The sequence below is a fragment of the Terrabacter tumescens genome (assembly GCF_014646815.1).
Taxonomy (GTDB): Bacteria; Actinomycetota; Actinomycetes; order Actinomycetales; family Dermatophilaceae; genus Terrabacter; species Terrabacter tumescens.
In genome coordinates this window covers 604402-626687 of sequence record NZ_BMNZ01000003.1, presented here as the reverse complement: position 1 = coordinate 626687, position 22286 = coordinate 604402, and the positions used below count along the sequence as shown (strand labels likewise).

Genomic DNA, 22286 nt, shown 5'->3' with positions numbered 1-22286 from the left:
GCGTGCTCCCGCGCGCGCTCATGCGGGGACCTCCACGACGACGTGGGTCGACTTGACGCTGGCCACGGCGACCGAGCCCACTTCGAGGGCGAGGTCGTCGACCGACTCGCTCGAGAGCAGCGAGACGATCCGGAAGGGGCCGCACTGCAGCTCCACCTTGGCCATCACGATGTCCTGGGTGATGGCGGTGACGATGCCGCGCATCCGGTTGCGGGCGGACGCACCCCCGATGGTGCCGACCGCAGCCGGATGCGCGAGCTCCTGGGCCACGGCTGCGAGCTGGGCGCCGTCGACGGTGCGGCGGCCGGCGTCGTCGGTGGCGCCGTCGAGGCGGCCTGAGTCGACCATGCGACGGACGGTGTCGTCGGAGACGCCGAGGAGCGCGGCAGCCTCGGTGATACGCAGATGCGGCATGAAGGCGACTCTATACCCGCATCTGCGGCTATCGAGGTGATGTCCGGCCCGAGGGGCTTGACGGGGCGAGCAGTCGCTGTTGTAATCAACCTATTAGTTGATCAAGGAGTCAGTTGACCATGGTTCTCCCGCCCGTCTCGGACGCCGACCTCGACCGCGCCTTCGCGGCTCTGGCCGACCCCGTCCGGCGCGCCATCATCGCTCGCCTCAGCCGGGGCGCCGCGACCGTCAACGAGCTCGCCGAACCGTTCGAGATCAGCAAGCAGGCCGTCAGCAAGCACATCCAGGTGCTCGAGCAGGCCGGCCTCGTGAGCCGCACCCGTGACGCGCAGCGGCGCCCCGTGCACCTCGAGGCCGCCCGGCTCGAGGCCATGACGGCCTGGATCGACCGCTACCGGCTCGCCGCCGAGCAGCGCTTCCGCGCGCTCGACGCGGTCCTCGAACACAGCACCGCACCCGGCAGCGCCCGGGCGACCACACAGATCAGCACGGACAAGGAGAAGCAGTCATGACCAACCACCTCACCCTCGACATTCCTGCCGGCGTGCCGTGGATCGACTTCACGCGCGAGTTCGACGCCCCCGTCGGGGTCGTCTTCAATGCCCACCGCGACCCCGAGCTCGTCCGACAGTGGCTCGGGCCGAGGGGCTACGAGATGCAGATCGAGCGCTGGGACTTCACCTCGGGCGGCGGCTACCGCTACACCCACCGCAACCCCGAGGGCATGGAGTTCGGCTTCCACGGCACGTTCCACACCGTCCGCGACAACGACCTCGCCATCCAGACCTTCGAGTTCGAGGGCGCGCCCGACGAGGTCGCCATCGAGTTCATGCGCTTCGTCGACCTCGGTGACGGCCGGTGCCGGCTCGAGGGGCGCAGCATCGGTCGCACCGTCGAGGGCCGCGACATGATGGTCGAGAGCGGCATGGAGAAGGGCATGGCCGAGGGCTACGAGCGTCTCGACGAGCTCGTCGCCGAGCGGTCCACGTCCTCCTCCGTGCCCGCGCAGGGCTGATCCCCGGTGGACTGGACCCTCGAGGTCGTCATCGTCCCGGTGAGGGACCTGGATGCCGCGATCGCCTTCTACCGTGACCAGGTCGGCTTCGACCTCGACCACGACACGACGAACGAGCACATGCATGTCGCCCAGCTGACGCCACGTGGCTCGGGCTGCTCGATCGTCGTCGGCGACCTGCCGGCGCAGCGGGCGATGGAGCCCGGGTCGCTGCACGGCATCCAGCTCGTCGTCGCCGACGCCGAGGCGGCCCGGGCCGAGCTCGTCGGGCGCGGCGTCGAGTGCTCGGAGATCCAGGTCATCGACCCGCGCGACGGCGGCACCTTCTTCGGTTTCTCCGACCTCGACGGCAACTCGTGGGCCGTGCAGGAGCTCAAGGTGCGCGCCGACCGGCCGCTCATCGCGCACGAGGCGCGCGGCCGGTTCGGCGAGGACCTCGAGCACTGAGCAGCACTCCTCCCGCTCGGGTGCGCCGAACGACGCGTTCGGTCGCGAATGCGATGCTCTGCCGCTGAGTTCGCGACCGAACGCGTCGTTCAGGTACGGATTGCGCACCCGGACGCCCCTGCGACTCGGGTTCCGCAGGGACCCGGCCGGACGGCATACTGGCCCCCATGAGCAACGTCCCCCAGCAGCGGCTCCTGCAGACCGCGATCCCCGGCCCGAAGTCGGCCGCGCTCCAGGCCCGCAAGACGGCGGCCGTGTCCGCCGGCGTCTCCACCGGCCTGCCGGTCTACGTCGAGCGCGCCGGCGGCGGCATCCTCGTCGACGTCGACGGCAACCAGCTCATCGACTTCGGCTCCGGCATCGCCGTGACCACCGTCGGCAACGCCGCCCCGCGCGTCGTCGACCGCGTCACCGCGCAGGTGCAGGACTTCACCCACACGTGCTTCATGGTGACCCCCTACGAGGAGTACCTCGAGGTGGCCGAGGCCCTCAACGAGCTGACGCCCGGCGACCACGAGAAGCGCACCGCGCTCTTCAACTCCGGCGCTGAGGCCGTCGAGAACGCCGTCAAGGTCGCCCGCCACTTCACCGGCCGCAACGCCGTCGTCGCCTTCGACCACGCCTACCACGGCCGCACCAACCTGACGATGGCGCTGACGGCCAAGAACATGCCCTACAAGCACAAGTTCGGCCCCTTCGCCGGCGAGGTCTACCGCGCGCCGATGAGCTACCCGTTCCGCTGGCCCGGCGGCCCCGCCGACTGCGCCAAGGAGAGCTTCGACGCGTTCGTCAGCCAGGTGCACGCGCAGGTGGGGGAGGAGAACCTCGCCGCCGTGATCCTCGAGCCGATCCAGGGCGAGGGCGGATTCATCGTCCCCGCACCGGGATTCGTCAAGCAGGTCGCCGACTGGTGCACCGACAACGGCATCCTCTTCATCGCCGACGAGGTGCAGACCGGCTTCTGCCGCACGGGTGACTGGTTCGCGAGCGACCACGAGGGCGTCGTGCCCGACCTCATCACGACGGCCAAGGGCATGGCGGGTGGCCTCCCGCTCGCCGGCGTCACCGGCCGCGCCGACGTCATGGACTCGATCCACGGTGGCGGCCTCGGCGGCACCTACGGCGGCAACCCCGTCGCCTGCGCCTCCGCCCTCGGGGCCATCGAGACGATGAAGGAGGAGGACCTCTGCGGCCGCGCGAAGCAGGTCGAGGCCCTCTTCGTCCCGCGCCTCAAGGCGCTCGCGGAGAAGTACCCGCAGATCGGCGACATCCGCGGCCGCGGCGCCATGCTCGCCGTCGAGCTCGTCAACGGCCCCGGCGACCTCACGCCGAACGCCGCCCTCACCGGCGCGGTCAACAAGGCCTGCCACGCCGAGGGACTCGTGACGCTCACGTGCGGCACCTACGGCAACGTCTTCCGCTTCCTGCCGCCGCTAGCCGCGAGCGACGAGCTGCTCAACGAGGGCCTCGACATCTTCGAGAAGGCGTTCGCCGCGTCCGTCTGAGACGTGATCCCGAGGGCGTATGCCGTCCAGTTGCCTTCCAGCGCAACGGAACGGAAGGCGTACCTCCTCCAACAGCAGTGAGGCCCGCCTTCACAAGGGGGCGGGCCTCACTGTCTCACAAGGGTTTCCGTGTCAGCGCTTCCAGACCTTGACCTGCATCGAGGTGCCGAACTGGTTCTCGATGCCGATGTTGACGCCGTTGTTCGGGACCTTGACGCCGGTGTAGGGCGTGCTCGAGTACCAGAACTGCTTGGAGTCGTCGAAGACCGGCTTGGCGGCAGCGCCGGTGACCGGGAAGGCCACCCCGTTCTTGTGGAACGTGAACGAGTCGGACTGCTGCGTCGAGAACGGCGCGTCGTAGCCGGCGATGCGTGCGCGCAGCAGCGTGCCGTCGGACAGCGGGCGCGGCTCCGGGTTGGCGTCGACCGGCAGGATCAGGCCCTGGCCGGGGTGGGCGCCCGTGTTGTTGTCCGCCTGCGAGGTGTCCCAGTAGCTGACGAGCAGGCCGTCCTGGTACGGGAAGTGCTCCACCTTGTCGCCCTCGGTGGTGAGCCAGCCGAAGTTGTACGGTCCGCTCTGGAGGTACTTGTCGAACGACAGGTAGTTCCGGTACGAGGCGATGTAGTAGTTGTCGTACGCCGTGGTCACGGTCGCGCCGACCGACGACCAGCCGTTGGCCGTCCAGCCCTCGAGGCCGCCCTCGGCGCCGGTGTCGACGACGGTGGCGCCGTTGCTGACGACCTTGACGTCGTCGACGAACCAGCCGAGCTCGGTGTAGGCCGGGTCGGTGTGGTAGCGGAAGCGCACCTGCACCGTCTTGCCCGCGTAGGCGGACAGGTCGAAGGACGCGTCCTTCCAGCCCATCTGGCCCTCGGCCCCACCGCTCCAGCCGGTGATGCCGTTGCCCTCGGCGGCACGGGTGTCCGTGCCGGGGATGGCCGTCCAGCCGGAGCCGTCGTTGACCTCGACGTAGCCGTAGTCACAGCCGCAGTCCTCGATCGCGTAGTTCGTCGCGAACGTGAGCGTCGAGGCGCCGGCACCGAGAGCCACCGAGCGGGTCAGGGTCGCCTCGGTCGCGTTGACGCGACCGCCGTAGAAGTCCTTCGAGCCCGTCTTCGGGGCCACGAGGGGCGAGACGACGTTCTTCTTCGGCAGCGGGACGATGACCGCCTGCTTCTTGTCGGTGTTGTACTCGTGCGGGCCGACCATGACCTTGGTGCCCTTGGCCGTCGGCGTCACGACCTGGTAGTCGAGCCAGCCGAGGAAGAGCTTCTCCCACGCGCCGAAGTCCGAGCCGCGCGAGCCGATGGACTGGTCGTTCGGACCGGCCTGGCGGCTCTGGCTCATCATCGACCACCAGTTGACGCCGTTGTCCTGGCCGGTGGCGCTGTCGTAGAGGTCCGGCAGACCGAGGTCGTGGCCGTACTCGTGCGTGAAGACGGACATGCCGCCGTTCTCGGGCTGGATCGTGTAGTCGCCGACCCACATGCCGGTGTCGGCGATCGGGGTGCCGTTCTGCCCGCCCGGGCCACCGGCCGCGGTCGAGGCGTACCAACGGTGCGACCAGATGGCGTCCTCACCCTGATAGGGGTCACCGTCGGCCTGATCGCCGCCGGAGTGCACGATCTGGAAGTGGTCGATGAAGCCGTCGGGCTCGTTGAAGTTGCCGTCGCCATCGACGTCGTAGCGGTCCCACTGGTCGTACTGCGCCAGGTCGGCCTTGATCTGGTCGAGCGTGCGGCCCGCGGCCTTCTGGTCGGCGACCCACTGGTTGACTGCGTCCCTCACGAGGGCCCACGTGTTGTTGCAGACGTTGCCGGCGCACGGGAAGCCGTTCGAGCGGCCGTAGCGCGCCTCGTTGTAGCGCACCTTGACCCAGTCGGAGACCTCGCCCGAGATGCTGTAGCGGCCCGAGCTCTGGCGCTCGTACCACTGCTTGACGCTCTCCTGCGCGCCACCGGCGCCGATGGGGCCGCCCGCACCGAAGTAGAGGTTCTGGAAGTAGTCGCGGCTGTAGTTGCCGTTCCAGTTCGTCGAGTTGTCCAGCGTGCGGTCCGGCTCGGGGATGGCGTTGTGGAGCGGGCCGTCGAAGGTCACCGGACCGGGGGTGTTGGGGTCGGTGTCCTGGTCGGGGTAGCTGGCGCTGCGGTCGTTGCCGAACTCGGCGAGGATGACGAAGATCTTGTCGGTGCCCTCGCGGCTCAGCTCGACGTACTCGTCGGTGGGGCCCTGGCCGTTGCTCGCGCCCTTGACCTTGACGACGGTGCTCCTGCCCTTCTTGACGGGCGTGGCCGTGCCGTTCAGCACCTGCTTGATGGCCGTCTCCTTGAGAGCACGGCGCTTGTCCTCCCTGGGGTTGGGGAGCTCGTCCGACCCCTTCTGGGCGGCGGCGTCGGCCGGCTGGCCGGCGACCCGGTCGACCGTCGGTTGGGCGCCGACCATGGGCGCGCCGACGGCGACCCCCATGCCGGCTGCGAGAGCGAGGCTGAGCAGCCCCCTGGACGTCCTGCGCACTGTTCCTCCTCGACTGGCAGCCGTCGTCGGCGGCCGGTCCGCGCGATGCGCGTGGCCCGATCAGGGTCACGCGCACCAGTGGTGTGGGTTGGGACTCCCCCGAGCAACCCGAGAAGGAGAATGGCAGCGCGGACCGCGGAGCGCCAGAGGTTGGGGCCATCGATTTTCAGGAGATCTTCAGGTCGCGGGCAGCGTGCTCCGAAGAAGTGGACGTATGCCGTGTGGCGGGCGGAGAATCCGCCATCGCGCTCCGGGGGAGCGTCCGCGGGCCGGCCGGACGTGGCCGAGCCCGCGACACGGCATACGTCAGCGGGTGGCGGGGCTCACGGCTGGTCGAGCGGCGCCACGTCGGGGCGCTTGGCCTGGCGGTGGTCCCCCGAGCTGCGGCCGGTGAGGCGGCGGTGCACCCAGGGGCCGACGTACTCCTTGGCCCACTGCGCGTTGGCCTGGAGCGCCTCGCGGCGGCCGATCGGCGGCGCGGGCTCGAGCGGCGTGGCCCAGTCGGTCTCGGCCGGTGTGTGCCCGAGCGCCTCGAGGGCGGCGAGGGCGACCCGGCGGTGACCCTCGGTCGTCATGTGGATCCGGTCCTCGCTCCACATCCGCCAGTCGCGCAGGGCGTGCAGACCCCACTGGTCGATGACGTGGGCGCCGTTGCGACGGGCGATGCTCCAGATGTTGGCCGTGTGGATCGCGGCTCGACCGCGGGTGGCCTTGACGAGCGGCGCGTCGGCCGGGTCGACGGGGGTCGCCATGAGAACGTCGGCGCCCGTCGCCCGGATGCGCGCGACCGCAGCCTCGAGGCGCGCGGCCAGCCCGTCGAGGTCGGCCTTCGGGCGCAGGATGTCGTTGCCTCCGCCGACGATGCTGACGAGGTCGGGCTGCAGCGACAGGGCGTCCTCGAGCTGCGGCCCCACGACGTCGGCGAGCTTGCGGCCCCGGACGGCGAGGTTCGCGTAGCCGAAGTCGACGCCCTCGGCCCGGGCGATCCCCGACAGGTGCGACGCGAGCCGGTCGGCCCAGCCGGCGAACTCGCCGTCGTGGCCGAAGTCGGGGTCGTCGTCGCACATGCCCTCGGTGAACGAGTCGCCGATCGCGACGAACCGGGTCCAGACCGTGGGCCCGGAGACCTCGGGGGTGGGCTGGGTCATGTCAGCCTCCAGTCGATGGGTGCCGCGCCCTGCTGGGCGAGCAGGTCGTTGGTGCGGCTGAAGGGCCGCGAGCCGAAGAAGCCGGAGCGGGCCGACAGCGGCGACGGGTGGGCCGACGCGATGCGCGGCACGTCGCCGAGCATCGGCGCGAGCGACTGCGCCTGCCGGCCCCACAGGATGGCGACGAGCGGCCCGCCGCGCGACACGAGGGCCGAGATCGCCTGTGCCGTCACGGTTTCCCAGCCCTTCCCCTGATGGCTGGCGCTCGCCCCGGGGCGGACCGTCAGGACCCGGTTGAGCAGCATGACGCCGCGCTCGAACCACGGCGTCAGGTCGCCGTGGCTCGGCGTCGGCAGGTCGAGGTCGGTGCCGAGCTCCTGGTAGATGTTCTGCAGCGACCGGGGGACCGGCCGCACGTCCCGCGCGACGCTGAAGCTGAGCCCCACCGGGTGGCCGGGCGTCGGGTAGGGATCCTGGCCGACGACGAGCACGCGCACGTCGGGCAGCGGCAGCGAGAAGGCCCGCAGCACGCGGTCGCCGGCAGGCAGGTAGCCGCGGCCGGCCGCGACCTCGGCGCGCAGGAACTCGCCCATCGCGGTGATGGTGTCGGCCACCGGCTCGAGCGCCGGGACCCACGTCGGGTGGACGAGGTCGCTGAGGGGCTGGGCTGGCACGCCCACACGCTACCTCGCTGCGGCCGACGTCACACGGCCCGCGTCGGGGAGGTGGTGCGCGGGTAAGCCAACGCTGACATGAAGGGGCTGCCATGAGCTCAGGCGCACACGACTACCCGGGGGCCGACGTCTTCCTGCCGGCGCGGCACACGGTTCCCGCCCTTGCCAAGGCAGTCCAGGACTGCCGCGGCTGCGACCTCTTCCGCGACGCGACTCAGGCGGTCTTCGGCGCCGGCGCGCGCGACGCGGCACTGGTGCTCGTCGGTGAGCAGCCGGGCGACGTGGAGGACCGTCGGGGAGAGCCGTTCGTCGGGCCGGCAGGGCGCATCCTCGACCAGGCGCTCGCCGAGAGCGGCATCGCCCGGGACGAGGTCTGGCTCACGAACGCGGTCAAGCACTTCCGCTTCACTCAGCGCGGCAAGCGCCGGATGCACGAGGGGCCGAGTCGGTGGCACGTGGCGTCCTGTCAGCCGTGGCTGCTCGGGGAGCTGGACGCCGTGAAGCCCCGCGGGGTCGTGACGCTCGGTGCGATCGCCGGCCAGTCGCTCTACGGTGCGGGATTCCGGGTCGGTGCCTCGCGCGGCACGGTCCTCGACCCGCCCGAGGGACGGCGCGAGTGGGTCGTCGCCACGATCCACCCCTCCGCTGTGCTGCGTGGCAGGGACCGGAGGGAGGAGCTGTACGCGGGCCTCGTCGCCGACCTCAGGGTCGCCCTGGGCGCCCTCGGGTCCCCGTCGCCGACGTGACCGGGTCGGCTCGGTCCGCCCGGTCGGCCCGGCCGGCCCGGTCGGCGCTCCGACCGAGTGGGCTGTCGCTCTCTCCGCCGGCTTGGGACAGAATCGACCGCGATGAGCCTCACACTCCGCGGACCAGCCCTCGTCGACGACACCGTGCTGCCCGACGTCCTCGTCCACCTTGACGGCGAGCGCATCGCGGCGGTCGCCCCGGTCGCTCCGGGGGTCGAGCCCCCGCCGGCCGCCCACGCCGCCGAGCGGGTCGAGTGGGTGGCTGGGACGATGCTGCCGGCATACGTCGACCTGCACTGCCACGGTGGCGGCGGGACGGCGTTCACCGACCTGCGCGAGGACGCCGCGGTCGCGGCCGCCGAGCACCACCACCGTGCCGGGTCGACGAGCCTGCTCGCCAGCCTCGTCACGATGAGCCCGAGCGACCTCGAGCGCGGCGTCGCGATGCTCGCCGAGCTCGCCGACGACGGCCTGGTCGACGGCATCCACCTCGAGGGGCCGTGGCTCGCCGAGGCGCGCTGCGGTGCGCACGACCCGACGCTGCTGCGCGACCCGTCGCTCGCCGAGGTCGAGCGCCTCATCGCCCTGGGCCGCGGGCACATCCGCCAGGTGACGCTCGCCCCCGAGCGCGACCACGGGCTCGACCTCGTGCGCTGGCTCACGTCCGCCGGCATCCATGCCGCGGTCGGCCACACGACGGCCACCTACGCGCAGGTCGAGCAGGCCGTCGCGGCCGGTGCCGACCTCGCCACGCACCTCTTCAACGGCATGGACCCGTGGCACCACCGCAAGCCGGGCGCGGTTGCGGCGCTGATGCGCTCGGCTGCGCGAGGCGCCGTCACCGTCGAGCTCATCGCCGACGGCGCGCACCTCTCGGACGACACGGTGCGCACCGTCCTCGACCTCGTCGGCGTCGACCACGTCGCGTTCGTCTCCGACGCCATGGCCGCGGCCGGGGTGGGCGACGGCAGCTACGTCCTCGGCGGGCTCTCGGTCGTCGTCGACCACGGCATCGCCCGGTTGGCCCGCGACCCCGACGGCACGACGCCCGGCTCCATCGCCGGCGGCACGAGCCACGTGGCCGACATCGTCGCCCGCGCCGTCGCCTCCGGCGTCCCGATGGCGTATGCCGTCCGGCCCGCCACGCGCACCCCGGCCCGCGCGCTCGGGCTGGCCGACCGCGGCTCGCTCGCCGCCGGGTCGCGTGCCGACCTCGTCGTCGTCGACGGTGACGCGCGCCCGACCCGGGTGATGAGACGCGGGCGGTGGCTGGAGCCCCTGCTGCCCTAGTCTCGACCGGTGACTTCTCCCCGCTGGTCCACCGCCGTCTTCGACCTCGACGGCACGCTGGCCGACACGATCCACCTCATCGTCGAGTCCTACCAGCACGCGTTCCGCACGATCCTCGGTCGCGAGGAGGACCCGGACGTGATCCGCTCGTGGATCGGCCGGCCGCTCATCGGTGCGTTCCGCGACCACTCGCCGGAGCAGGCGGACGAGCTCTACGAGACCTACCTGACGTGGAACGCCGAGAACACCGAGCGGCTCATCCGCGGCTACGACGGTGTCGTCGACGTGCTCGGCGACCTGCGTGCCGCCGGCGTCCACGTCGGGGTGGCCACCTCGAAGCGGCGCGAGTCCGCGCAGCAGGCGATGGACATCCTCGGGATCAGCGCGCACGTCGACGTCCTCGTCGCCATGGAGGACACCGAGCGGCACAAGCCGGACCCGACGCCGCTGCTGCTCGCCCTCGACCGGATGGGCCGCGGGTCCAACGACGCGGTCTACGTCGGCGACGCCGTCGTCGACGTGCTGGCGGGCAAGGCGGCCGGCATGGACACCATGGCCGTGACGTGGGGCGCCGGCGAGGCCGCGGCCCTGCACGGGGTGCGCCCGACCGCCGTCGTCGCGGACGCCGCGCAGCTGCGGACCGCCCTCCTGGGCTGACCACGCGTCACACCGGTCACGCGCCTCGCGGACGGTCGGTGGCACGCCCCCGCAGGGCCTAGCATCTGTGCGTGCACAGCTTCGACAAGGACGCCGACCACGTCGCCGTCGACAAGGTCCTCAGCTACGCCCGCGAGCGGCTCCTCATGGACCCGATCCCGCTCGACGGTGCCCAGACCGAGGACTACCTGAGGTCGGCCGCCGGCCAGACCATCACCGCGGCAGGCCTCGGCTCGACCCGCGCCATGGAGCTCTTCGAGCACACCCTCGCGCCGGCCTGCCTGTCGACGGACCACCCGCGCTACCTTTCCTTCATCCCGTGCGCCCCGACGCGTGAGGCCGCGGCCTTCGACGTCGTCGTCGGTGCCTCGTCGATCTACGGCGGCTCGTGGATGGAGGGCGCGGGCGCGGTCTACGCCGAGAACCAGGCGCTGCGCTGGATCAGCGACCTCGCGGGCCTGCCCGAGTCGGCGGGCGGCGTCTTCGTGCCCGGCGGCACGGTCGGCAACCTGTCAGCGCTCGTCGTGGCACGGCATACGGCCCGGGCGAAGGCCAAGGAGGCGGGCACGGGCGCACGTCCCTACCGCATCGCCGCCACCGACAACGCGCACTCGTCCGTCGTCTCGATGGCGGCCGTCATGGACGCCGAGGTCTGCGGCGTCCACGTCGACGACAAGCTGCGCCTCACCGGCGCCGAGCTGCGGAAGACGTTGGAGGAGAACGGTCCCGAGACGTTCTTCGCCGTCGTCGCCACGAGCGGCACGACGAACTTCGGCGTCGTCGACGACCTCGCCAGCGTGGCCGAGGTGTGCCGCGAGTACGGCCTGTGGCTGCACGTCGACGGGGCCTACGGCGGCGCCGGCCTCGCTGCGCCGTCGGTGCGTCACCTCTTCGACGGCATCGAGCACGCCGACTCGTTCATCGTCGACCCGCACAAGTGGCTCTTCGCCCCGTTCGACTGCTGCGCGCTGATCTACCGCGAGCCCGAGCTCGCCCGCATCGCGCACACGCAGGAGGCGGGCTACCTCGACGTCATCACGAAGTCCGCCGAGTGGAACCCGACCGACTACTCGATCGGGCTGACGCGCCGGGCCCGGGGGCTGCCGCTCTGGTACTCCCTCGCCGTGCACGGCACCGACGCCTACGTCGAGGCCATCGAGAGCACGCTCGAGGTGACGCGCTTCGCGGCGGACGAGATCGGCCGGCGCGACTACCTCGAGGCGGTCCGCGAGCCGGACCTGTCGGTCGTCGTCTTCCGACGTCTCGGGTGGGGGCCGGAGGACTACCAGGCCTGGACCGACCGGCTGCTGGCCGAGGAGTTCGCCTTCGTCGTGCCGACGACCTTCCGCGGCGAGACGCTGACGCGCTTCGCCATCGTCAACCCGCACACGACCAAGGAGGACGTCAACGCCATCCTCGACACGATGGTCTGACCGACCTTCACGGGTGGGGCCGGCGAGGCTGGAGTGACCCGTGGTGAGGCTGTGCAACGGTGCCCGGCCGACATGCCGCGCCACGTCCGCGAGCTGAATGACACCCCTGTCATTTGGGTCTAGGGTGTGAGCGGAGCCAACGCACGACGCACAGCGCACGACCGCAGCGAGACGGGGACATGAGCACAGAACACGCCACGGCGCAGCCGCACCGCCACGAGTCCGAGGACGGCCTCAGTGCGCGCGACCTCGAGATCCTGGCGTTCGAGCGCCAGTGGTGGAAGTACGCCGGCTCCAAGGAGCAGGCCATCAAGGAGCTCTTCGACATGAGCTCCACGCGCTACTACCAGGTGCTCAACGCGCTCCTCGACAGCCCGGAGGCCCTCGAGGCCGACCCGATGCTCATCAAGCGCCTGCGCCGCATGCGCGCGAGCCGCCAGCGGGCGCGCACGAGCCGCCGCCTCGGCATAAACGTCTGACCCGTCCCACCCGCTGAGCCGCCGGTCCGGCCGGTTGCGCCGGGTTGCGCACCCTTTGAGCGCCCCCGTGGTTCACTTCCCTCATGGCCGAGGTGACGATCCGCCGCGCGTCTGCCGACGACGCCCTCATCGTCGCCGCCCTGCACCTGCAGTTCGCCCGCGAGCTCGGTATGCCGTCCGAGCCCGGCTACCTCGACCGTTTCGTCGACGCGTGGCTGGCCGAACGGCCCGACCGCCCGACGTGGATCGCCGAGAGCCGGGGCGAGCACGCGGGCATCCTCGAGACCCGGCGCATCCGGGCGCTGCCGTGGCCCGGGCGCAAGGACGTCTCGTGGCTGCACGTCGGCGGCCTCTTCGTCGCCCCCGGCTGCCGGGACCGGGGTGTGGGCCGGGCCCTGACCGAGGCCATGATCGAGTGGTCGCGCACGACCGACGTCAAGTGGATCCGGCTCAACGCCCCCGACGACCGCGCGCAGGAGTTCTACGAGCGGCTCGGCTTCACCTCACCCGGACGGCTCATGGAGTTCGACCTCCGGGACCCGCAGTGAGCGGAGCGGTCGCTCCTCGACCCGGCCCGACCAACTCGATCGTCGACGTCGCGGGCCTGCGCGTCGGTCACTGCACGCGCGACGAACCGGGGTGGCTGACCGGCGTCACCGTCGTCCTCGCGCCTCCCGGCGGTGCCGTCGGCGGCGTCGACGTGCGCGGTGGTGGACCCGGCACCCGCGAGACCGACCTGCTCGACCCCCGCAACCTCGTCGACCGGGTCCACGCGGTCGTGCTCGGCGGTGGGTCCGCCTTCGGCCTCGCGGCCGCCGACGGCGTCATGGACGCGCTGGCGCACGACGGGGTCGGCTGGCCGATGGGCGAGCTCGGGCACGTGGTGCCGATCGTGCCGGCGGCGATCCTCTTCGACCTGGGACGCGGCGGCACGTGGGGTCACCGTCCAAGCGCCGAGGACGGCAGGGCGGCATACGCCAGCGCGTCGGCCGACGCCGTCGAGCAGGGGAGCGTGGGCGCCGGCACGGGAGCGAAGGTGGGCGGCTTCAGAGGCGGAGTCGGGTCGGCGAGCGTCGTGCTCGAGTCGGGCACCACGGTCGCCGCTCTCGTGGCCGTCAACGCCGTCGGCTCGGCCGTCGACCCCGCCACCGGCATCCCGTGTGCCGTGGGCCTGGGTCTCGGGGACGAGCTCGCCCACGTCGGTCGGCCGAGCGCCACCGACCTCGAGGCGGCACGGGCCCTGGCGCAGGCGGCTCCCGCGAGCGCCGGCCGGCCGGGGCTCGCCACGACGATCGGGGTCATCGCGACGGACGCCACCCTGACCAAGGCGCAGTGCCAGAAGGCGTCCGGCGTCGGCCACGACGGTCTCGCGCGGGCGCTCAAGCCGGTGCACACGCTCTTCGACGGCGACACCCTGTTCACGCTGGCGACCGGCGAGCGGCCTGCCCCCGACCCCGTCGAGCAGACGCTGCTCATGGAGGCCGGCGCCGACTGCGTGGCTCGCGCGATCGTGCACGCGCTGCTCGCGGCGACCTCGGTCGACCGGTCGGCCGAGGGCGGCGTGGCTCTGCGCTCCTGGTCCGACGCCTTCCCGTCGGCTCTGTCGGGGCAGGGGTAGGCGATGCCGCAGGTGACTGCTGACGCGTGGGTGCCGGTGCCGCCGGACGTGGCGTTCGCCGTGTCCCAGACGACGGGCGAGCTGCGGCTGAGGTGGGACCCGTTCATCCGGAGCCAGCACCTCGTCGACGCCGAGCGGCCGGCCAAGGGGGTGCGCACCGTGACGCGGGCGCGCATCGGGCCGCGGATGGTCAGCGAGTACGCCTCGTACCGGCCCCCGACGAGCGTGGGGATGACGATGGTCGAGGGGCCGTGGTTCTTCGAGCGGTTCGGCGGTGGCTGGCGGTTCACGCCGGAGGAGCGCGACGGCGTGGCCGGCACGCTCGCCGTCTGGAAGTACACGTATGCCGTGCGCCCCGCCTGGCTGCGCCCGGTGGCCGAGCCGATCGGGCAGTGGCTGCTCGGGCGCGAGATCCGGGCGCGGATCGCGGCCTTCGCGCGAGCCTGCTCCGACGAGGCGGTCCTCGACGCCGCCACAGCCCCCGCCCCCGACTGACCCCTCCGCCCCGCGCCGACCTGATCCGCTCCTGACTGACCCGATCTCGCCCCACCGTCCGTGGAGGTTCCTCGGCACCAGGTGCCGGAGAACCTCCGATGACTGGCGCGGCTCGACTGTCCACATCCCCAGGCCGCCGGTGTCGCTCGCCCACAGGCGAGACGGATCACCGTCCGTCGAGGGCGGGGCGAGGTCAGGCTGGGATGCATGGACCTCTCGTCGGCGACGCGCGTGCTGCGATCCCAGGACGGGGTTCTCTCGAGGGCGCAGGCGCTGGAGTGCGGCCTCGATGACAACGACCTCGAGCGGTTCCTGCGCCGACGCCGGCTGGCGCGGGTCCATCCCGGCGTCTACGTCGACCACACCGGCGCGCCGACCTGGCCACAGCTCGCTTGGGCGGCGGTCCTCTTCCACTGGCCCGCGGCGCTCGCGGGGACCTCGGCACTGCGGGCCCACGGTCTGAGGTCGGTCCAGGTGGACGGAGGGTGGGGGTAGCCGTGGAGTGAGGTGTCGCGAGTCGGGCGACCACGAGCCCCCGACCCGGTCCAGGTCGTCGTGGCGGCGAACCGCCGCGTCACGCCTCCCGGCGGCGTGGTCGTCACACGCCGGACCGACTTCGACGGCAGCGTCCAGCTGCACCTCTCCCCGCCGCGACTGCGGCTCGACGAGGCCCTGCTCGACGTCGCGTCGACTGCCAAGCGAGAGGCTGACGCCGTCGCGCTGCTGGCCGACGCGTGCCAGGAGGGCGCGACGACGGCTGCCCGCCTGCACGAGGCCCTGTCCGGGCGCGTCCGGCTGTCACGGCGGCGACTGCTCCTGCCCATCCTCGCCGACGTCGCGACGGGATCGATGTCGGTCTTCGAGCGTCGATACCTCCACGACGTCGAGAGGTCGCACGGCCTGCCCGTGGCCCGGCGTCAGGTCCGGGTGGTCACGAGGGACGGCGTGACGTTCCGAGACGTCGAGTACTCCGACTTCGGCGTCGTCGTCGAGCTCGACGGGCGGCTCGCCCACGCCGGACCGCGACGGTGGACGGACCTCGAGCGGGATGTCGAGGCGGTCGTGCGAGGCGAGGCCACGGTTCGCTTCGGCTGGCTCCACGTCCTCGAGCCGTGCCGGGCGGCTCGCGTGGTCGGCAGCCTGCTCCGGTCCCGCGGCTGGACGGGCTCGCTCACCGACTGCGGTCCGGACTGCGCGGCGGTCGCCTCGTCGCAGCGAGGAGCCGCGTGAGCCTGAACGGCACCGGCGCGGGAGCGAGGTCGTGGAGTTCTTCCGGCACCAGGTGCCGGCGGAACTCCACCGACCAGGGACTCCGAGGGGGTGGGATCAGGGGTGTCAGGGGGTGGGCGGCGGGGTGAGGTGGTCCCAGCCGCGGCGGATCGCGGACTCGAGCTGGTCCAACGGATAGGGCAGGCGCGTGTCCGGCTCGCGCAGCGCGTCCTCGAGCGAGCCCTCAGCCAGCCGGCGCTCGCGGATCACCGCCGCCACCGTTGCGACGTCGTCGCGCTGCCGCGTCACGAACGCCTCGTCGACCGGTCGGCCGTGGCCCGGCACGACGACGGTGCGCTCCGACACCTGCACGAGGTGCGAGGTCAGGGTGTCGGCCCACTCGAGCGGCCAGCAGTCGTCGCCGAACGACGGGTGCGCGCTCTCCTCGACGAGGTCCCCGAGGAACATGACGTCGGTGTCGGGCACGAGCACGGCCACGTCGCCGTCGGTGTGGCCGCGGCCGGCATACGCCATCGTCACGACGCGGTCACCGAGGTCGATGGTGGCGTTGGAGCCGAAGGTGCGGTCCGGGCCGCGGACCACCGTCGCCAGGACCTCGGCGGCGTCGCGCTCGGTGTAGCCGTACTCCGGGGCCGCCCCCGGGTCGGCGCGGACGAGGGCCTGGATGTGCTCGGCCGCTGACTGGGTCGTGCGACCGACGTTGTCGTGGGCGTGCACGATCGCGGTCTCGAACGCGGCGTTGCCGAACGTGTGGTCGAAGTGCACGTGCGTGCTGACGACGTGGCGGACCTCGATGTCGCGGCCGAGGCGGTGGATGTCGTCGAGCACCTGGGCGCCCTGCCGGTCGCTCGCGCGGGTGTCGATGACGACCGCGCCGTGCCGACCGAGGACGAGCCCGACGTTGACGTCCCATTGGCGGTAGCGGGCGACGAAGACGCGGTCCGCGACCTCGACGAAGCCAGCCGACGAGCCCGTCGAACCCGCCCCGACGACGCCCTCGGTCATGCGGTCGTCCCGGATGTGATCCACGTCTCGTCGAGCATGCGCCCACCGTAGCGGCCCCGCCTCGAGCAGGCGCGAGACGCCCGGTTCGTCTACGTTGGTGACCCATGTCGACCGAGTTCCGCTCCTCCACGCCCGGCTCGAAGTCCCGACGAAAGCTCGTCATCGCGGCAGTCCTCGCCGCCGTCGCGCTGCTCGCCACCGGCGGCGTCGCCTACTGGTCCGGCGACAGCTGGAGCGACGAGGCCATGGCGTCCAGCGGCTTCCCCGGGCTCCCCGGCGGGGACTGGGCCAGCACGACGTCCGACGACGGCTGGGGTCTGGCCGAGTCCTCGGACGAGACGAGCGCGACCGGCACTCCGAGCGCCGGTCAGCAGACGAGCACCCGGCCGGCGACGGCCGTCGTGGACCCCGCCTCGGCCCCGACCAGCTCGGTGCCGACGGTCACGGCCCCCGCGCCGTCGGCGTCCCGCGCCACGACCCCGCCGGCCCCGAGCTCGACGGCAGCCCCGAGCCCCACGGCGACGTCGACGCCCGGCAACCCCAAGCCGAAGCCGACGAAGAAGCCCCACCCGACGTCGACGCCGTCGCCCACCTCGAGCAGCGGCGGCTGCGTCCTGCTCGTCATCTGCCACTAGCCCGCTCGCGGGCCTCCCGCCGGCCCGCCGTGGGAGTGTGTCGCCATGGACTGCGTCTTCTGCTCGATCGTCGCCGGTGACGTCCCCGCCGACGTCGTGCTCGACGAGCCTGACCTCGTCGCCTTCCTCGACCGCCGGCCCGTCTTCAAGGGCCACGTGCTGCTCGTGCCGCGGCAGCACGTCGACACGCTGCTCGACCTGCCCGCCCACCTGCACGCCACGCTGCTCGGGGCGACCCAGCGCCTGGCCGCCGCCGTCGTCGACGCCCTCGGCTCGCAGGGCAGCTTCGTGGCGATGAACAACGTCGTGAGCCAGTCGGTCCCGCACCTCCACGTGCACGTCGTGCCGCGCACCAAGGGCGATGGTCTGCGGGGCTTCTTCTGGCCGCGCACGAAGTACGCCTCGGAACAGGAGTCCGCGGAGTATGCCGTGCGGATCGCAGGAGCGCTGGCCCCGGCCGTGGGCGCCTGAGCCGAGCGGACGGCATACGCCCGCTGTGAGCTTGCGAGTGTGCGGTGTGGTTCGGGGGTGCTCGGGGGCGCAGGCCGGCCACGGCCGAGAGCTCCCGAGTGTTTGCACTCTCACCCCGAGAGTGCCAATAATGGCGTTAGCACTCTCGTCATGGGAGTGACAGAAATGGGCCGTATGCCGAGGGGCTGGGTTCGCAGCGACATGAAGCTGGGGAGACCGGTCCCGTCCGTCGCGGGCGTCATGCGGTCCACCACCAACGTTTCGTGTGGGAGGAACCACCCGAATGGCCAAGACCATTGCTTTTGACGAAGAGGCACGCCGCGGTCTCGAGCGGGGCATGAACATCCTCGCCGACGCCGTCCGCGTGACCCTCGGCCCGAAGGGCCGCAACGTCGTGCTGGAGAAGAAGTGGGGCGCCCCCACGATCACCAACGACGGCGTCTCGATCGCCAAGGAGATCGAGCTCGACGACCCGTACGAGAAGATCGGCGCGGAGCTCGTCAAGGAAGTTGCCAAGAAGACCGACGACGTCGCCGGTGACGGCACGACGACGGCGACCGTGCTCGCCCAGGCCATGGTGAAGGAAGGCCTGCGCAACGTGGCCGCCGGCGCCAACCCGATGGCGCTCAAGCGCGGCATCGAGAAGGCCGTCGAGGCCGTCACCGCCCGCCTGCTCGAGCAGGCCAAGGAGATCGAGACCAAGGAGCAGATCGCCTCGACCGCCAGCATCTCGGCGGCCGACGAGGAGATCGGCGGTCTCATCGCCGAGGCGATGGACAAGGTCGGCAAGGAAGGTGTCATCACCGTCGAGGACTCCAACACCATGGGCCTCGAGCTGGAGATGACGGAGGGCATGCGCTTCGACAAGGGCTACATCTCCGCCTACTTCGTCACCGACACCGAGCGCATGGAGGCCGTCCTCGACGACGCCTACGTGCTCGTCGCGAACTCCAAGATCGGCAGCATCAAGGACCTCGTCCCGCTGCTCGAGAAGGTCATGCAGTCCGGCAAGCCGCTGCTGATCATCGCCGAGGACATCGAGGGTGAGGCCCTCGCGACGCTCGTCGTCAACAAGATCAAGGGCACGTTCAAGTCGGTCGCCGTCAAGGCTCCCGGCTTCGGCGACCGCCGCAAGGCCATGCTCACCGACATCGCCATCCTCACCGGTGGCCAGGTCATCTCCGAGGAGGTCGGTCTCAAGCTCGAGAACGCCACCCTCGACCTGCTCGGCAAGGCTCGCAAGGTCGTCGTCACCAAGGACGAGACGACCATCGTCGAGGACGCCGAGGACCGCAGCCAGATCGAGGGCCGCATCGCCCAGATCAAGGCCGAGATCGAGAAGTCGGACTCCGACTACGACCGCGAGAAGCTCCAGGAGCGCCTCGCCAAGCTCGCCGGCGGCGTCGCCGTCATCAAGGCGGGCGCGGCCACCGAGGTCGAGCTCAAGGAGCGCAAGCACCGCATCGAGGACGCCGTCCGCAACGCGAAGGCTGCCGTCGAGGAGGGCATCGTCGCCGGTGGTGGCGTGGCGCTCATCCAGGCCGCCAAGGCACTCGACGAGCTCTCGCTCGAGGGTGACGAGGCGACGGGTGCCAACATCGTGCGCGTCGCGACCGAGGCCCCGCTCAAGCAGATCGCAATCAACGCCGGTCTCGAGGGTGGAGTCGTCGCGGAGAAGGTGCGTCACCTCGAGCCCGGCAACGGCCTCAACGCGGCGTCCGGCGAGTACGTCGACCTGCTCGCCGCCGGCATCATCGACCCGGTGAAGGTGACGCGCTCGGCGCTGCAGAACGCAGCCTCGATCGCGGCGCTCTTCCTCACGACCGAGGCCGTCATCGCCGACAAGCCCGAGAAGTCCGCTCCGGCCATGCCGGGCGGCGACGACATGGGTGGCATGGGCGGCATGGGCTTCTGAGCCCACCTGCTCCACCTGCGTCACAGCACGTTCGAAGGGCGGTTCCCCCGAGGGGGGAGCCGCCCTTCGGCGTCGTGCGCGCGGGTGCGGGGGTGCGCAGGCCGATGCACGCGCGTGCCGGTGCACGACAGTGCGCCGGAGGCGGGCTCGACCGTAGGGGCGGGAGCTCACCGCCTCCGGCGCGGGCCCGGCGCCGTCCAGGGTGTGGCGCCGGGCCGTCGGGGGTCGTGGAGTCGGGGCGTCGGGGGAGCCGTGCAGTCGGGGAGGAGACCTCCCGGCTCAGCGGGCGAAGAGCGCGCGCGTCGCGTTCTCGTGCTCGGCGTAGGCCGACGACGCCTTGAGCGTCAGGCGGCCGACGTCAGCGAGGGCCTCGGTCATCTGGGCCTGGATGCGCTGGTAGTCGTGCATGACGCGCTCGAACTCGACCTTGGCCGGGCCCTGCCAGTCGGCGCCCATGCCCGCGAGGCGGCCGCGCAGCTCGGAGGTGCTCGACGTGATGGTGTCGGCGAGCCGGTTGATGTCGGCGGCCGCAGCGGCGATGCGTTCGGTGTCAACGACGGAACGGGACATGTGTCTACTCCTCGATCGGGAGGCCGACCGGACGGTGGCCACGTGCGTTCGAGGCTAGGTCGGGCGGGGGAGCGCCGGCCGGCGTCGTCCACAGGGGGAGGCCGGGCGCTTCCCGGAGGCCTGGCCTAGGCTTCGGGCCATGACCGTGTGGATCGACCAGCCGATCTGGCCCGCCCACGGTCGGCTCTTCGCCCACCTCGTCAGCGACGCCTCCTACGACGAGCTGCACGAGGTCGCGCGGGCCGCGGCCCTGCATCCGCGCTCGTTCGACGGCGACCACTACGACGTGCCCGAGGGTCGCTGGCAGGATGCCGTCGACGCCGGGGCGACCCCGACGACCGGGGTGGAACTCGCCCGCCGTCTGAACGCGTCCGGGCTGCGGCTGCGCAAGCGCAAGCGTGACCGTGGCGTCCGCCGCATCCTCGACGTGAGCTTCCCCAACGGCCCCAGCGACGTCGACCTCGTCGCGTCAGACGACCCCCTCGACCCGGCGCGCGTCCTGGCCGCCATGGTCTTCGTGCGCGACCGACGAGGCGACTTCGTCGTCGTGCACAGCGTCCGTCGCGGGGAGTGGGGCTCGCCCGGCGGGTGGCGCGAGGCGGACGAGACGCCCGTCGAGAACGCCGTCCGCGAGACGTTCGAGGAGACGGGCCTCCGGCTGCGCCACTCGGACGTGATCCCTTGCGGCTACGAGCGATTCACGCCCCGCACCGACGACAACGTCTTCGGCCGGGACAAGCCGTTCCTCCAGGTGTTCCGCACCCGGCTGGACGACGCGCGCCCCGACATCAACGACGGTGACGACGGCATCCACGAGACCCGCTGGGTCACGCCGCAGGAGTATGCCGAGCTGTGCGGCCACCTCTTCTGGTGGCCGCTGGCTGTCGAGGTCTTCCCGGACCTCCGCGACCTCGCCCGCCCCCTCTGAGACGCACGTATGCCGCCCGCTGCAGCGGACGGCATACATGATCTGTCGTCGTGGTTCGCTTGTCGGGCAAGCGAACCCGGCGGTTCAGCGCTGGTTGGTGAAGGTCAGTGCGACGTCGAGTTCGGCCTCGCGCAGCATGCGCTGGACGGCCTGGAGGTCGTCGCGGGACTTGCTCGAGACGCGCAGCTCGTCACCCTGGATCTGGCTCTTGACGCCCTTGGGACCCTCGTCGCGGATCAGCTTGTTGATCTTCTTGGCGTTCTCCTGGGAGATGCCCTCCTTGAGCGGCGCGTCGAGGTGGTACTCCTTGCCCGACAGGCGCGGTCCGGCCTCCGGCACGTCGAGGTGCTTGAGGCTGACCTTGCGCTTGACGAGGTGCGTCTGCACGACGTCGAGGACTGCGAGGCAACGCTCCTCGGTGTTCGCCTTCATCTTGATGACCTCGCCGGCCAGGTCGACGGACGCGCCGACGTTCTTGAAGTCGTAGCGCGTCGCGATCTCCTTGCTCGCGCTGTTGACCGCGTTGGCGATCTCCTGCTTGTCGAACTTGCTGACGATGTCGAACGACGAGTCGGCCATCGGTGGGGTCCTTCCGCATGCTGTTGGCTGGGCTGTCGGGCGCGCGCCGTGGAGGGCTGTGGACACGACGAAAGCATGGCGACGGCCCCGATTTCGGACCGCGCCCGATCTCTTGCTATCCTTCCAGACGCACCAAGGCAGGTTGTCCGAGCGGCCAATGGAAACGGACTGTAAATCCGTCGCGAGAGCTACGAAGGTTCGAATCCTTCACCTGCCACCCAGTGCACAGAAGGGCCTCTGACCAGCGGAAACGCGGTTCGGGGCCCTTCTGTCGTCCGGCGTCACCCTCCGACGTCCCATGGGCTGAGGGCTCGCGTATGGCGGTGGGACAGCGTCGCGGCTCCTGGGAGTCCGCCGTTGCCGCCCACCCGGCCGCCGTTGGCGCGGAACTCCGGGTACTGATCGTCAGATCAGTGGCGTGGCCGACGACGCCTGGCCATCGCCAACGTGTGGCAGAGATCGCCGCTGATGCCGGTGGCAAGCCCCGTTTGTCTCCGAACACCCATGCAGACCAAGCG

Annotated in this window: 25 protein-coding genes and 1 tRNA gene; 19 read left to right on the top strand and 7 right to left on the bottom strand. The window is 71.5% G+C overall.

All coding sequences use genetic code 11. The features are described 5' to 3' along the window. Positions 1 to 18: 18 nt before the first annotated feature. Positions 19 to 414 (bottom strand): TOBE domain-containing protein, encoded by a 396-nt coding sequence (locus tag IEY30_RS10360; protein ID WP_030193645.1) that lies wholly within the window; start codon positions 412 to 414, stop codon positions 19 to 21. Positions 415 to 533: 119 nt separating this feature from the next. On the opposite strand from IEY30_RS10360, the gene IEY30_RS10355 reads away from it, so the two are divergent. The 4 genes from IEY30_RS10355 to gabT all read left to right on the top strand — a co-directional run bounded on the left by IEY30_RS10355 (position 534) and on the right by gabT (position 3381). Beyond that, a complete protein-coding gene (locus tag IEY30_RS10355) occupies positions 534 to 926 on the top strand; it encodes an ArsR/SmtB family transcription factor (RefSeq protein ID WP_030193651.1) in 393 nt (130 codons plus the stop codon). Next, entirely contained in the window at positions 923 to 1429 is a 507-nt protein-coding gene (locus tag IEY30_RS10350; protein WP_030193653.1) for an SRPBCC family protein, read from the top strand. Before IEY30_RS10355 ends, IEY30_RS10350 begins: the two co-directional genes overlap by 4 nt. Positions 1430 to 1435: 6 nt before the next feature. Further along, complete coding sequence (locus IEY30_RS10345) at positions 1436 to 1876, top strand: VOC family protein (RefSeq protein WP_030193654.1); 441 nt, start codon at positions 1436 to 1438, stop codon at positions 1874 to 1876. A gap of 167 nt (positions 1877 to 2043) precedes the next feature. Beyond that, positions 2044 to 3381 carry a 4-aminobutyrate--2-oxoglutarate transaminase gene (gabT, locus tag IEY30_RS10340; RefSeq protein WP_030193655.1) on the top strand — a complete coding sequence of 446 codons (1338 nt, stop codon included), beginning with the start codon at positions 2044 to 2046 and terminating at the stop codon, positions 3379 to 3381. A gap of 132 nt (positions 3382 to 3513) precedes the next feature. On the opposite strand, the gene IEY30_RS10335 is transcribed toward gabT, so the two are convergent. From IEY30_RS10335 to IEY30_RS10325, 3 genes are all read right to left on the bottom strand, one after another. Next, complete coding sequence (locus tag IEY30_RS10335) at positions 3514 to 5895, bottom strand: immune inhibitor A domain-containing protein (protein WP_030193658.1); 2382 nt, start codon at positions 5893 to 5895, stop codon at positions 3514 to 3516. Between the two features lie 323 nt (positions 5896 to 6218). Beyond that, positions 6219 to 7043: an SGNH/GDSL hydrolase family protein gene (locus IEY30_RS10330; RefSeq protein ID WP_030193666.1), complete on the bottom strand. Its 825-nt coding sequence runs from the start codon at positions 7041 to 7043 to the stop codon at positions 6219 to 6221. Beyond that, positions 7040 to 7717 (bottom strand): uracil-DNA glycosylase, encoded by a 678-nt coding sequence (locus IEY30_RS10325; RefSeq protein WP_030193669.1) that lies wholly within the window; start codon positions 7715 to 7717, stop codon positions 7040 to 7042. The genes IEY30_RS10330 and IEY30_RS10325 overlap by 4 nt, the downstream gene beginning before the upstream one ends. 92 nt (positions 7718 to 7809) lie before the next feature. Between IEY30_RS10325 and IEY30_RS10320 the strand changes: the two genes are divergently transcribed. From IEY30_RS10320 to IEY30_RS10280, 10 genes are all read left to right on the top strand, one after another. After that, a complete protein-coding gene (locus IEY30_RS10320) occupies positions 7810 to 8463 on the top strand; it encodes a UdgX family uracil-DNA binding protein (protein ID WP_030193672.1) in 654 nt (217 codons plus the stop codon). Between the two features lie 102 nt (positions 8464 to 8565). After that, positions 8566 to 9753, top strand: a complete 1188-nt coding sequence (locus IEY30_RS10315; protein WP_030193676.1) for an N-acetylglucosamine-6-phosphate deacetylase — start codon at positions 8566 to 8568, stop codon at positions 9751 to 9753. A gap of 9 nt (positions 9754 to 9762) precedes the next feature. Then, positions 9763 to 10410, top strand: a complete 648-nt coding sequence (locus IEY30_RS10310; protein WP_030193679.1) for an HAD family hydrolase — start codon at positions 9763 to 9765, stop codon at positions 10408 to 10410. Positions 10411 to 10481: 71 nt separating this feature from the next. Further along, entirely contained in the window at positions 10482 to 11843 is a 1362-nt protein-coding gene (locus tag IEY30_RS10305; protein WP_030193682.1) for a pyridoxal phosphate-dependent decarboxylase family protein, read from the top strand. A 113-nt stretch (positions 11844 to 11956) separates the two neighbouring features. Continuing rightward, positions 11957 to 12322 (top strand): nucleoid-associated protein NapA, encoded by a 366-nt coding sequence (napA, locus tag IEY30_RS10300; protein ID WP_506051757.1) that lies wholly within the window; start codon positions 11957 to 11959, stop codon positions 12320 to 12322. Positions 12323 to 12405: 83 nt separating this feature from the next. Continuing rightward, positions 12406 to 12870, top strand: coding sequence for a GNAT family N-acetyltransferase (locus tag IEY30_RS10295; protein WP_030193688.1), 465 nt, complete (start codon positions 12406 to 12408; stop codon positions 12868 to 12870). Further along, the gene (locus tag IEY30_RS10290; protein ID WP_030193691.1) at positions 12867 to 13940 is read left to right on the top strand and encodes a P1 family peptidase; all 1074 of its coding nucleotides are present in this window, start codon (positions 12867 to 12869) and stop codon (positions 13938 to 13940) included. Before IEY30_RS10295 ends, IEY30_RS10290 begins: the two co-directional genes overlap by 4 nt. A 3-nt stretch (positions 13941 to 13943) precedes the next feature. Continuing rightward, positions 13944 to 14435, top strand: a complete 492-nt coding sequence (locus IEY30_RS10285; protein ID WP_030193694.1) for an SRPBCC family protein — start codon at positions 13944 to 13946, stop codon at positions 14433 to 14435. Positions 14436 to 14642: 207 nt separating this feature from the next. Next, positions 14643 to 14930, top strand: a complete 288-nt coding sequence (locus tag IEY30_RS21875) for a type IV toxin-antitoxin system AbiEi family antitoxin domain-containing protein (protein WP_052358286.1) — start codon at positions 14643 to 14645, stop codon at positions 14928 to 14930. Positions 14931 to 14990: 60 nt separating this feature from the next. Then, entirely contained in the window at positions 14991 to 15665 is a 675-nt protein-coding gene (locus tag IEY30_RS10280) for a hypothetical protein (RefSeq protein WP_052358287.1), read from the top strand. A gap of 105 nt (positions 15666 to 15770) precedes the next feature. Here the strand turns inward: IEY30_RS10280 and IEY30_RS10275 are convergent, their stop codons facing one another. After that, entirely contained in the window at positions 15771 to 16694 is a 924-nt protein-coding gene (locus tag IEY30_RS10275; protein WP_229674930.1) for an MBL fold metallo-hydrolase, read from the bottom strand. Between the two features lie 80 nt (positions 16695 to 16774). Here IEY30_RS10275 and IEY30_RS10270 point away from each other — a divergent pair, with 80 nt between their 5' ends. The 3 genes from IEY30_RS10270 (at position 16775) to groL (ending at position 19691) form a co-directional block, all read left to right on the top strand. Next, on the top strand, positions 16775 to 17305 hold the full coding sequence (locus IEY30_RS10270; RefSeq protein ID WP_030193699.1) for a hypothetical protein: 531 nt from the start codon (positions 16775 to 16777) through the stop codon (positions 17303 to 17305). Positions 17306 to 17350: 45 nt separating this feature from the next. Continuing rightward, the gene (locus tag IEY30_RS10265; protein WP_030193702.1) at positions 17351 to 17776 is read left to right on the top strand and encodes an HIT family protein; all 426 of its coding nucleotides are present in this window, start codon (positions 17351 to 17353) and stop codon (positions 17774 to 17776) included. Between the two features lie 283 nt (positions 17777 to 18059). After that, positions 18060 to 19691 carry a chaperonin GroEL gene (gene groL, locus IEY30_RS10260; protein WP_030193705.1) on the top strand — a complete coding sequence of 544 codons (1632 nt, stop codon included), beginning with the start codon at positions 18060 to 18062 and terminating at the stop codon, positions 19689 to 19691. Between the two features lie 279 nt (positions 19692 to 19970). Here groL and IEY30_RS10255 read toward each other — a convergent pair whose 3' ends face one another. Next, complete coding sequence (locus IEY30_RS10255) at positions 19971 to 20261, bottom strand: WXG100 family type VII secretion target (RefSeq protein WP_030193707.1); 291 nt, start codon at positions 20259 to 20261, stop codon at positions 19971 to 19973. A 139-nt stretch (positions 20262 to 20400) separates the two neighbouring features. On the opposite strand from IEY30_RS10255, the gene IEY30_RS10250 reads away from it, so the two are divergent. Further along, positions 20401 to 21189: a DUF4031 domain-containing protein gene (locus IEY30_RS10250; protein WP_030193710.1), complete on the top strand. Its 789-nt coding sequence runs from the start codon at positions 20401 to 20403 to the stop codon at positions 21187 to 21189. Positions 21190 to 21273: 84 nt separating this feature from the next. On the opposite strand, the gene IEY30_RS10245 is transcribed toward IEY30_RS10250, so the two are convergent. Further along, the gene (locus IEY30_RS10245) at positions 21274 to 21768 is read right to left on the bottom strand and encodes a YajQ family cyclic di-GMP-binding protein (protein ID WP_030193713.1); all 495 of its coding nucleotides are present in this window, start codon (positions 21766 to 21768) and stop codon (positions 21274 to 21276) included. 136 nt (positions 21769 to 21904) lie between these two features. Here IEY30_RS10245 and IEY30_RS10240 point away from each other — a divergent pair. After that, a tRNA-Tyr gene (locus IEY30_RS10240) sits at positions 21905 to 21985 on the top strand. Positions 21986 to 22286: the final 301 nt, after the last annotated feature.